Raw genomic sequence first — 12,928 nt, 5'->3', positions numbered from 1 at the left:
ATGATTACTCCTTCATTTCAAACAATCCAAATATCTCTTCCTCGCTTAAGGCTGAAAAGCCTTCACCGCTTCCCATTTCATCTCCCATAAGAGAGGATATAAGCTTTTTCTTCTCCTCTTGAAGTGACAAAATCTTTTCCTCTATGGTGCCCTTAGCTATAATCTTCACAACTTCCACCACATGCTTTTGACCTATTCTATGAGCTCTATCTGTTGCCTGCTCTTCCACTGCTGGGTTCCACCAAGGGTCAAAGTGAACTACTACATCTGCTGAAGTTAAATTCAGACCTGTGCCACCAGCCTTTAAGCTTATTAAAAATACAGAGTTTACGCCAGCATTAAAAGATTTCACCAAATTCATTCTTTTCTCTGAAGGAACTGATCCATCCAAGTAACTAAAGGATATTTTTTCAGATGTAAGTCTCTTTTGTATATTTTTAAGGACAGAAGTAAATTGAGAAAAAACAAGGACCCTGTGCCCCTCCTCTATGCTCTTATGAAGAAGTTCAACTAGTGCTTCTATCTTTGCGCTACCACCATTATAATCATTCATGAGCACTGTAGGATCTAGGCATAATTGTCTTAGCTTTGTTATATAAGAAAGTATCTCTATTTTACTGCTTTTAAACTCGTCACTCTTTACTTTATTTTCAATAATCTCCATAGCATGGTTTGCATAGGTTTTATAAACTTTCTTTTGCTCCTCCTCAAAGCTCACTATTAGTGCTTTTTCTATTTTATCAGGTAATTCCTTTAAAACATCTTTTTTTCTCCGCCTTAGAATAAAAGGTTTTATAAGCCTATTTAAATCCTCTAATATTTCAGGACTTTCCTTAAGTTTTTTATGATATCTTACACTAAATCTCTTTTCATCATATAGGTATCCTGGCATTATAAAATCGAATATAGACCATAAATCCATAAGAGAATTTTCTATTGGTGTACCAGACAGAGCAAATCTCGCCTTTGCCACTATCTCTTTCACGGCTATTGCGTTTTGAGAGTTTGGATTTTTTATGTTTTGTGCTTCATCTAATATACAATAGTCAAACTCTAATAGCTTATAATTTTCGGAGTCTCTCTTCAATAGATTATAAGTAGTTATAATAACATCATACTTTTCTATATTATTTATTATTTCATCTCTTTCTTCTTTTATACCATTAGCAGCAGTTACCCTTAACCTAGGTGCAAACTTTTCAAACTCACTTATCCAGTTATATATTAAGGAAGTAGGTGCTACAATTAAAGTCTTACTTCCCTCACTGGCTAATATAAAAGTAATAGCTTGAATGGTTTTACCAAGACCCATTTCATCCCCTAAAATTCCACCAAACCCTAAATAATCTAAAGTTTTAAACCAATTGTATCCTACTTTTTGATACTCTCGCAATTTACCCTTTAAATCCATGGGCTCTTTAAAATTCAATTTTTCTACATTTTTAAGCTTATCCTTTATTTCTTTTAACTCTTTTTTTCCTTTTATATATCTAATTTTATTTTCCTCTAAATAACTATCTAGAAAAACACCCTTACTTTTTGATATTTCAATATGATTATTTTCAATATGAGCCGGGGTCATAACATCTAAAAGCTTTAAGAATTTATTAAGCTCCAGTTCTTCCAGGTCAAGGTACTCACCACTTTTTAGCTTGTAGTATTTAAGGTTATTTCTAAAGGCCCTTAATATATTTGTACTTTCTTCTGGCTTAATATCTCCTATTTTGAAATCCATTTCAAAATAATTATATTTTCCACTTTTAATATCCCCACTAATCCCGGACTTCCCTAAAGATTTTATCCCTTTAAAGTTTTCAGAGTAATAAACGTCTCCTATTTCTTGAAGTTTTTCCACATCACTTTTAAAGAATTTGAATATATAGTCCTCGCCTTTTGTGAAATAAAACTTATCCTTTATTTCTTGAAATCCAAAGGCTTTTAAAATTGAAGTCGTCTGAGCTTCTTTTTTTGAATCTCTATATATTATTTTCTCACTGCAATCCTCAAAAATATTAAACTCAAAAGTTTCGTATTTCACCTTTAATGTAAGGGTAACATCTTTTCCTTCTTGATTAAAGTAGAAATTAAACCCACACTTACTCATCACTATCTTGTCTTTGATGGACTTTGATAGTGTAACATGAGGTGATAAAAAATTAAGATCTGGAACAAGCCGTCTTAATATATTCTCCTCCTCAAGGCTTGTCATAGTTACCACCCTGGCCTCATTAAAAACTTGGAGATAAGGGTTTATCTTATAACAAAACTCATAATCCGGAAGATATATATTGCTTCCATACAAAAAAACATCGTTTTTAGAACCTAAAGCCACAGGCATTCCGTTCAAAGATTTAAGCACATAATTGTTTTTTATTAGTTTCAAATCAAAATCTAGGGCTGGCACTTCATATAAAATCTCGGTGTCTACAGGCCTTGAAAAAAAGCCTTCATTTAAATAAACCCTATGCTTAGTTATAATTTCAAAAAATTCCCGTGTTAAAAATTTAGGAATATTTATGTTTTTCCCATCTATATAACGATCTTCACTTCTTTTAATGTACCTTTGGGAGGCCTCCATACTCTTTAACATTTCAATAAAATCCACAAGCCTTTTATCTTTTGTGCTCAATCTTTGATCTGACCTATTAAAAGTGAAATTTTTACTATAGTAGATAGGAATATTATTATCATAGGCTAATAAAAAGTGATTAATATCCTTTAAAATGTAAAGATTATTAGATGTCATAGAGTTTAATCCTATTTTAAACTCTGCTTTAAGGCTACTAGTCCACTGATTTTTATTTATGTAAACCTCTATTTTAGTTTCATCCTTATGTTTTTCATCCCCTAAAAGCATAGCTAATACATTACTATTATTTTTAAATATAGGAAGGCCCACCACATCCTCTTCTTTTAAAAGCGGATGACTGGCTAAATCCTCAACTGCACTATAAAAGGTAGCCACTAAATGCTTACAACAATAATTTTCTTTTTTAAACTCATTATTTTCAAAATCAGAGCAACTACAGGAGGTAGTAAAAATACTTTTTCTCTCTGTATCCATCTCAATCTTCGTGTGATATTCATTAAAAAGCTTCTCCGAAATCACATTTCCTTCTATGCATATTAATTTATCTTCATTTGTAATATCAACAGAAGAAACCAAATCATTATTAAGAACCCTTTGCCCGCCTGCATGATTTTTACCACTAGTTCCTTCATTAAATATTTGCAATACCATATCTTCTTTTAACATATTTTCTCCCTAGTTCTTTAGAATTTCTAATCCTTTTATTATATCACAAATAAGAAATATTAAAAACTTGCATATAAAATTTATTAACTCTTAGAAAATTAACTATTTTGTAATCATTATGTTTCGAAAATAGTATATTCTATGAATAGGCTAAAAAAACATTATAAATATTTTGTAGAATTATGTTATACGAGGTAATAATATGACAAATAATAAAAAGAAAAAAAGATTAAAAATCCTGCCTAAATTAATTCTTTTAACTGTATTAATATTATGTTATTTTTCAGTAAAATCTTTTTTAAAGTATACGAAGGGAAAGGAACTACTAGAAAAAAATTGTATTATTTTGCAAAAGTTAGAGCAGGTAAATACCGCTGATGTTGAGAACAAAATAACCCAAAATCATAAATTAAACCATGAAAAAAGTGATGTTAATTTAACAAAAACAAGCAATAAAATTTACTTTGAAAAATCTGTTTTTATGGGAGATTCTATAACTGAAGGCTTAGACTTTTATAATATAGTAAATAAATCTTCTGTTTTAGCTAAAAAAGGACTAAATGTTGTAACCGCAAAGGAGGAAGTAAGTAAATTATCTAGCATTAACCCCAAAAGAGTATTTATACTTTATGGTATGAACGACTTAAGTTTGTTTGAAAACCCCGATGATTTTAAAAATAACTATATTAAACTTATACAAGATATAAAACAAACATTTCCTAGTGCTGAAATATACCTTCAATCTTTAACGCCTGTACAAGCTAAAGTTCAGAATAAAGATAAAAATTTTTCACAAAATAGAATAGATAAATTTGTGGAAAAAGTAATTGAAGTTTCTAAGCAAGAAAATGTGCACTACATAGATATACGCTCTGTTGCTCGTGATATAAAAGATATATACGAACCAGATGGTATGCATTTCACTATGAAATTTTATGGATTATGGTTAGATTATTTAAGAAGTCAATTAGAGAATTAATATTAATTATATAAGGATGATAAATATGAAGATACAAATAAGAATACCAAATAAAATATACATTTTATGTTTAGTTCCTTTTATAGGCGCAATTTTTCAAGGCTGCGCTCTCATCCAAACCAAAAATCCTGAAATACCTGAGATAATAGCTTGTATTCAAAAGGTTTCAGATTTATCACCAATGGAAAAAGGTAATAAAACTAAGCTTAGAAAGCTTTATTCCATAAGCACTACAGGATTAGAGGATTTTGCATTGTATGCGCCAAAGAGCAATATGGAAGCAAACGAAATACTTATATTAAAGGTTAAAAATCAAGATGATATAGATGATTTACTAGAAAGTATTGAAAGCAGAATTGAGAAACAATCCAGCAGCTTTAAAGATTATAGTCCAGATCAATACGAACTTTTGGAAAATCATAATCTAGAGGTTAAAGGAAAATATATAATATTAAATGTATCAAAGGATGTAGATAAAATAACAACCGCCGTTAATGAAAGTTTCAAATAAAATGGCGACATGAATCGGAGTGGCTATAATTGGTTTTTAGTAGTTTAATATTTATTTTTATATTTTTACCACTTACCCTTACAGTATATTATTTTTCCCCAAAGAAAATAAGAAATTTTACTCTTTTAGTTGTAAGCCTTATATTTTATGGCTGGGGAGAGCCCCTGTACATAAGCCTTATGGTTTTTAGTATAATATTTGATTATATAAGTACTTTGCTTATAAATAAACATAGAAAACGTAAGAAGCTTTCAAAGCTAATATTTATAAATACCCTGGCTGTTAATTTAGGAATATTAGCTTTTTTTAAATATTTTAGTTTCCTAGTAGATAATATGAATGCATTATTTGGATTAGATATAATTGTCCAAAAGCTTCCTTTACCAGTTGGGATATCATTTTATACATTCCAGATTATATCCTATGTAGTAGATGTGTACTTAAATAAAGTAAAGGTTCAAAAGAACATTATAGATTTCGGGGCATATGTAACTATGTTTCCACAGCTAGTTGCAGGTCCAATAGTGCAATACAGCGATATATTCAGCCAATTAAAAAATAGGAAAGAAAATATCAATCAATTTTCAGAAGGTATAGAGAGATTTATACTAGGTCTTGGAAAAAAGGTATTGATTGCTAACAACATAGGAATGGTTTGGACAATTATAAAATCCATGGAAGTTTCAAGTGTATCAGTTATATCCTCTTGGCTTGGAATCATAGCCTTTACACTTCAAATCTATTTTGATTTTAGTGGATATTCTGATATGGCAATAGGACTTGGAAAAATGTTTGGTTTTGAATTTATTGAAAACTTTAACTATCCCTACATATCAAGAAGTGTGACTGAATTTTGGAGAAGATGGCACATATCTCTGGGAAGTTGGTTTAGAGAATACCTTTATATTCCTTTAGGTGGTAACAGGGTTCCATTAATAAAGCAGCTACGAAACTTATTTATAGTATGGTTTGCAACAGGATTATGGCATGGAGCAAGTTGGAATTTTATATTCTGGGGACTATATTTCGGATTTTTTATATTTTCCGAAAAAATCCTTCTAGGAAAGCTTTTAGAAAAACTTCCAAGGTGCATTTCAAATTTATATACCATGATAATTGTTATAGTAGGATGGGTATTTTTCGATATGAATAAATTAAGTGATGCACTAAGTTATATAAAAGTAATGTTTGGACTTAGCGGAAATGCCTTTAGCGATAATACAGCTATATATTATTTTTATACAAACTTCATTATATTTGCAGTAGCAGTACTTTGCGCAACCCCAGTTATGTACAATTTTGATAGAAAGATTAAAAGTCGCTTTAATGCAAGAGGTGCCATAGTAATGGCTTTCAATCGTATTTTCATACTATTTTTATCTACGGCATACCTTGTAAACCAAAGCTTTAATCCATTCTTATACTTTAGATTTTAGATAAGAAAAGGTGATAATAAATATGGAATTTAATTCTAATAGAAAAAAATATAATAGGATATATATAAAATCCCTTACTTTAATATTTTTATCATTTATATTTAGTGTAATGATATTAAATATTATAGTTCCCAGCAAAGATTTTTCCGAGGAGGAGAATAGAAAGCTTAAGAATAAGCCTAAATTTACGATAAATAATTTGTTACATAACAGGTTTACTTCAAAGTATGAAAAGTACATCTCAGATCAATTTATACTTAGAAACTTTTGGATAAATGTAAAATCAAGAACAGAGATACTTACTGGAAAAAAAGAAAATAATGATGTATATTTAGGCGATGATAGCTATTTAATAGATAAGTTCAATAAGCCATCCCAAGAGGATTTTGCTGAAAAACTAAAAGCTATAAATACTTTCAGTCATGACAACAAAGAATTATCTAAGTATATTATGTTAGTTCCGAACAAAGTAGAGGTTTTAAAAGATAAATTACCTGCCTTTGCTCCAGTAGAGAATCAACTACAGTATATAAATAAATTTTATTCTGGCTTAGATAAAGATATAAAATCAATAAATGTTTTTGATACATTAAATAAAAATAAGGACAAATACATATATTATAAAACTGACCACCATTGGACAACAGACGGAGCCTATTATGCATACTTAGAATTTTGTAAAAGTTCAGGAATAACACCAAAAGATATAAGTGATTATGATATTAATGAGGTTAATAACAAATTTTACGGAACACTTTACTCAAGAGCTGGAGTCAAAAATGTAGATAGTGACATAATTAATGTATATTTACCAAAAACTCACGAAGATATATTAGTAAATTACATTGATGAGAAAAAAAAGAGTACCAGTTTATTTAATTCAAGCAGTTTAAATACCAAAGATAAGTACTCTGTATTTCTAGGGGGAAATCATCCTATTATAAAGACAAGTACTATGAACCTTAATAATAAGAATCTTTTAGTCATAAAGGATTCTTATGCCAACTGTTTTATACCCTTTTTAACTTCTCATTTTAGTGAAATAATAGTTGTTGATTTAAGATATTATTCAGATGATGTAAACACTTTAATAAAAGACTATAATATCACAGATGTTTTAATGCTTTATAATACAAATACATTTTTTGAAGATGAATCAATACTTAATATTAGTAACTATGAATAATAGAATCTTCTTAAATATTATAGATAAGATGTTTAAAAACAGTAGATTTCTACTGCTTTTAAACATCTTACAACATACCCACTAACAACTGACCCAAAGTATTTACAAAATTTAAATCTTCAAATTTAAACTCCTTAACTTTAATAGGAACAGTTAGATAAAGTATCCCACGGACAATTCCTGATTTAATTATAGGGACAGCTAAGACAGACTTCCAATTTGGCATTCCAGTTACTAAATCGTAATCTATTATAGAGTCCCAATCTATTATGCATTTACCTTGCTTATCTTTAATTACAGAATCGATTATATCTCCACTATAGCCTTTAACTTCAATCCAATTTTCCTTAAAAATTTTTCTCCCAAATTTTTCAGTAATTTCATTTTTATTCACTATAAACAACATACCATTTTGTGCCTCAGTAGTTTCAATTATCCTTCCAAGTGCATTGAATATTTTGGTTTCAAAATCACAATCCTCCTTAATCATTTGGATTAACTCTACCATGGCTAGTACATTTCTTGAATCTTGAACTACATTTCCTGACACTATTCCTGATAGTTTATCACTACCCTTTACGATGCCGTGAAACTTATCTTCCCAGATTTGGCATCTGTTTTTACCCTTCGCCTTAGCCACATATAGTGATTGATCAGCTTTTTCTACCAATTCCTTTTTCCACTTTCCATGTTTTGGGTAAGTAGCAATACCCACACTCACAGTTAACTCTCTTTTAGAACCTAGTATTTTCTTATTATCAATGTTTTGCCTTATTCTTTCAGCAACGACATTTGCATCAGTGGTATCTGTACCAGGTAAAATAACAATAAATTCTTCTCCACCATATCGTCCACATACGTCTATCTTTCTAATTGAATCCATAACGATTTTACTAACATCTCTCAGTACTTGATCTCCAGTTTGATGACCAAACCTATCGTTGACACCTTTAAAATCATCCAAATCAAACATTATAATTGAGAACACTTCTAAAGATCCATTACCCTTTTCAACATTTTCAGATAGTGCTTCCTCGAGAAATCGCCTTGTAAGTGTTCCTGTTAGCTTATCAATGGAAGAACTGATTTGGAGTAAATAATTTTCCATTATGAAACTTATAAATGAGGTTAAGTCGGAACATTTATTCAAGCTTTCCTTATTAAAATTATTCAGCACTCTGTCAGACTCCATATATAAATACCCCTTTATATTTTCCAATTTAAATGGTTCATTACCTCTTTCAGTCGCAATCTTTGAGTTTTCTGCATAACAATGATTCTTTCTTAAAATTGGTATACACATTATTGCTTTCATACCACTAGGAATAATTCTGAATTCTATATTTTTTGTGCTATTAAAGCCATCACTAATTAATATAAAATTTTTACTTTCCCGTACTCTTTGTAAAATTAGTTTTATATCTGTAATATCATGATTCCCATCACTAGAAGCAACAACTGAGTATTCATTGTTATTCCCCTCAGAAATAATTAAACTCCTAGTAGATAGTACAATACTTGAAATAAGTTTTGTAATCACATCTAATATTTTCAATGGCTCCTCACACATATTGGTAATTATGTCATTTATATTATGAATCCCCTCTGGTAGAATGGAACTATATATTTTTTGAGCTGATTCAATAAAACTTTTATTACTTAAAATTTGGCTAAAAGCACTGTAATCGAAAAGAGCTGTTAAATCCATATTGTTTGAAATATTGATTCTACTCTCTTCCCAATTGCACAACTTGTTATATGCATAGGTGTTACTTACCCCTTTAATCATATTAAAAGGCTTCATCATATTAAAAGAATTAATATAATTAGTTCTTAACTGCTCTGGTAGTTGTAGCGTACAATCTTTAATTATCTCGCAGGCTTCAAAGTAATAGTTTACTGCATAAAAATAATCCACCTGCGAAAAATAGTAGTCTCCAATAGCACTACAGATTTTCCATTGAAAAAATTTATTTTTAATTTTTTTAGATAAATCTAAGGCTAATATTAAACTATCTATCTTATCTTTGTCTTTACATATTAACCCTTCTAAATATAATTTTTTAATATTAACTATATCAACTAAACTATCAAGTTCACTAGCAGAATGGATTTCAAATAAATTAGTGGCTTCTTCCTCATATCCTTTTTCAAACAAAACTATACAAACCTCATATAGTCCATTAATTTTATTCGTATTATTCTTATATCCCTGGATTATTGCCTTTACATATTCAATTCTTTTCTTTAAGTCTTCTATTCCTTCAGTTTTATATATTTCTAAAACAAATAATAATAATTTACTATTACCATCTTGAGTTGTACCATCATTATTATATATTTCCAAGGCCTTTTTTATTAAATCATAAGCTGCTTTAATATCCCCTATTCCAAAATAAATTTCTGCTCCCATCTGATAATACAGCGAGATATCCTTACCTTGTATAGGATATTGTTCTAGCTCCTTTTGTGCTAGTAAATGATATTCATATGCTTCCTTATTATTGCCCATTTTTAAAGAAACGTAGGAAAGATAGTTGTAGGTATAAAATATGTTACCTTCTAATTCAATGTTTTTCGATTTTACCAGTATATCTTTAAAGTATTTTAATGCAGCATCATAATCAAATTTATCGCAGTAACTAGTTGCTAAATTAACTAAAGCAATTAACTCTGATTCTATAATACTATTTTCCTGCGAAATTACTATGATCTTATTATAATAGCTAATGGCTGTTTCACTATCTCCATAATGGTCTCCATAAATCACGCCTAGATTATTTAAGCAACGACACATGCCTTCCGGGTAATTTATTTCTTCAAAGTACGAAAGCCCCTTTCTATAGCACTCTAAGGCCTCAATTACTCTAGAAGTTTCTGAGTACATTATCCCAAGATTATTGTACATAAGCCCTTTGTATTTTATATAATGATTTCCACATTTTACTATACAACCAGTACATATTTCATAGACCTTTTGGTAATCCTGTTTTGCAGTATATACATTAACAAGATTTTTTTTATTTTCAAGATAGCCTTCCATGTACTCAACATTTAGCAATAGTGATTCACATTTTTTTATATACTGCATTGCCTTTTCTACTTCATTTCTTCTTATACATGTATATGCAATTTTATTTGCACAATCAACTTGGATTTTTACTTCCACTAAATTCATTGAACATCTATAGGTTTTTTTATAAGTTTCTAGCGCAGTTGATAAATTTCCCATTTCTAAATGAATATCCCCTATTTTAAGAATAATTTCCGCTTTTTTGTTTTGACTATCTTCATCAGATAAGAGGGATAATACTTTTTCATACTTAGAAATTGCTTCATCCATTATTCTAAGTGATTTCATTTTTTCTGCAAATTCAAGGCAATACTTCACAAGCCTTTCCTTATCATTAGCCTTTTCTAAATGATATATAAGTTCCTCTTTATATTCTCGCCCTTGAGTTTGATATAAATTTTCTAATACAGAAGCTGCAAACTGATGTCTCACTTTTCTCTGCTCTTCACTTAATCTATTATATATTAGATTTTTAAGCACTTTATTATAAAAATCAAATACAAAGCCCATATCCTCAATTTTTTTAATTAAAATACCTTTAGAGCATAATCTATCAATATAACCCTCTATTCTTTTTTTAGAAGTGTTGAAAACCTTTTCAATTACTCCGATTGAAATAGCGGTATTAAAAATAGCTATAGTATTTAAAATTTCATAGCTATCTTTGTTAATTTGCTTAATTTGATTCAACAATGCTTGCTCCATTGTTGATGCAATGGGTAATTCATCAACAGTTTCAAAAGGAACACGCCATTTAGCATTATTCTTATTTATACAAAGGATTTTTTTAGCCATAAAATCTTTTAATGTTTCTTCTACAAATAGCGGATTTCCATAGGTTTTATCATAAACTTTTTCTCCAAAGTCAATAGGCGCTTTAGGCATACTAAGTATTTGTTGAATCATAATAGCCGTTTCTTCATTGTTTAGATTCTTTAAATCAAGATTCAAGTTCCTAGACTTTTTATTTGATAATTGCTGGAGTTTATTATTTATAATAAATTCAGCATTGTTATATGATAAAATAATCATTATATTTTGCTCATTGTTATTTTGTAAATTTATATACTCTAAAAGTTCTAATGAAAATTTATCTAAACAATGAGCATTATCAATGATAAATACGGTAGGTTTATTATTAGTAGAATCTTTAATAAAGCTATATACCCTACTAATTAACCTATATTTTTCTTTTTCCCCTACTAAATTTTCTGAAGCCACAATATTATTTTCCGCACCAAGTCCCGGAATGAATTTTATTAATTCACTTTGATACCTTTTTACTATTTCCTCATCACACAATGATATTATTTTCTTTAATATATCTACAAGTGCTTTATTACTTTTACTATGTGGATTTTCTATGGCAAAACTAGCATATACATTAGCTTTTTTCAAATAAAGCAAATGCTGGATTTCTTTTAATAGTCTCGTTTTACCAATTCCTTGTTCACCATGAACAAAAATAATTTTATTTAATGCATTAGGCACAATTAAATTGTAATAAGCACTTATTATTTCTTTAATTTCAGCATTTCTACCTACTATTTTAGTTTTAAAATTCAGTTTTTCTATTTCACCAATTATATAAGCCACATATTTTTTATTAAAAATCTCATTAACATCTTGAACAATTTTATTTATATTACTATATCGCTGCTCTAAATCTTGCTGCGTCATTTTTTTTACAATTATCATTAAATCACTATAAAAATCTGAGGCTTCACTACTTTCGTGGCACTTATCTTCAGCCTTATTCTCGAATTTTAAAATGCTTTGATTTATATTTAAATTTTGATGCACGTCAATTTTACATAAGACAAGTAATACTACTCCCAATGAATATATATCTGCCGCTATTGTTTTTTTATTATCTATACGATACTCAGGTGATTTAAAGTTGAGTTGTCCTATATTGTGCTGATCATAGTTTTGATTTTGGGCTTCTATTGTTGGTAAATCTACAAAACTAACCTTATATTCATTGTTTTTATGTGAAATCATTATATTATTAATATTTATTTCTCCATAAATAAAACCTCTAATATGCAGATAATTTAATGCACTGCATAACTGCATAAATATTCCCAAAATTTCATTTTCATTTATATTGGTAATTAATTCATGCAGTTTCACCGTATCTTCTAGGTAATCATTTGTATAAAAGTATTCACTACTACTTACTTTTTTATTATCAATAGAATGAACCAGACCAAAGTCAAATACTTTACTTATATTTGCATGATTTATAGTTGATAGTGTTGTAAATTCATTTACATAAAAATTTATCAAACTTTCTGATGCAAATTCAGAATTAATAATATTTAATTGTATTTTTTCATGATTATTTATCACATCAGAAACAAGGTAGGATGATTTAATCCTATCTTGCGTTAAATTTGTAATTATTCTATATCTGTTGTTTATTAAATTCATTAACCAACACATCCTTAATTGCAAATATACTATATATTTACATTATAACAT

Annotated in this window: 6 protein-coding genes; 4 read left to right on the top strand and 2 right to left on the bottom strand. The window is 28.8% G+C overall.

Features of this window, described 5'->3' with window-relative positions:
* Positions 1 to 4: 4 nt before the first annotated feature.
* Positions 5 to 3,256 (bottom strand): DEAD/DEAH box helicase, encoded by a 3,252-nt coding sequence (locus G9F71_RS08040; protein ID WP_164948739.1) that lies wholly within the window; start codon positions 3,254 to 3,256, stop codon positions 5 to 7.
* A 202-nt stretch (positions 3,257 to 3,458) separates the two neighbouring features.
* Here G9F71_RS08040 and G9F71_RS08035 point away from each other — a divergent pair, with 202 nt between their 5' ends.
* Genes G9F71_RS08035 through G9F71_RS08020 form a run of 4 tightly spaced genes read left to right on the top strand, consistent with a single transcriptional unit; the run spans position 3,459 to position 7,368 of the window.
* Positions 3,459 to 4,235 (top strand): GDSL-type esterase/lipase family protein, encoded by a 777-nt coding sequence (locus G9F71_RS08035; RefSeq protein ID WP_164948738.1) that lies wholly within the window; start codon positions 3,459 to 3,461, stop codon positions 4,233 to 4,235.
* Between the two features lie 25 nt (positions 4,236 to 4,260).
* Positions 4,261 to 4,746, top strand: a complete 486-nt coding sequence (locus tag G9F71_RS08030) for a DUF4358 domain-containing protein (protein WP_164948737.1) — start codon at positions 4,261 to 4,263, stop codon at positions 4,744 to 4,746.
* A gap of 29 nt (positions 4,747 to 4,775) precedes the next feature.
* Positions 4,776 to 6,182, top strand: coding sequence for an MBOAT family O-acyltransferase (locus tag G9F71_RS08025; RefSeq protein WP_164948736.1), 1,407 nt, complete (start codon positions 4,776 to 4,778; stop codon positions 6,180 to 6,182).
* A gap of 22 nt (positions 6,183 to 6,204) precedes the next feature.
* The gene (locus tag G9F71_RS08020) at positions 6,205 to 7,368 is read left to right on the top strand and encodes a DHHW family protein (protein WP_164948735.1); all 1,164 of its coding nucleotides are present in this window, start codon (positions 6,205 to 6,207) and stop codon (positions 7,366 to 7,368) included.
* A gap of 67 nt (positions 7,369 to 7,435) precedes the next feature.
* Here G9F71_RS08020 and G9F71_RS08015 read toward each other — a convergent pair whose 3' ends face one another.
* Complete coding sequence (locus G9F71_RS08015; protein ID WP_164948734.1) at positions 7,436 to 12,877, bottom strand: diguanylate cyclase; 5,442 nt, start codon at positions 12,875 to 12,877, stop codon at positions 7,436 to 7,438.
* Between the last annotated feature and the right edge of the window lie 51 nt (positions 12,878 to 12,928).

The sequence above is a fragment of the Clostridium sp. FP2 genome, from assembly GCF_011065955.2.
Lineage (GTDB): Bacteria > Bacillota > Clostridia > Clostridiales > Clostridiaceae > Clostridium_AD > Clostridium_AD tagluense.
Note: the sequence above shows the minus strand (reverse complement) of the source record. Positions and strands in the feature narration are given on the sequence as shown.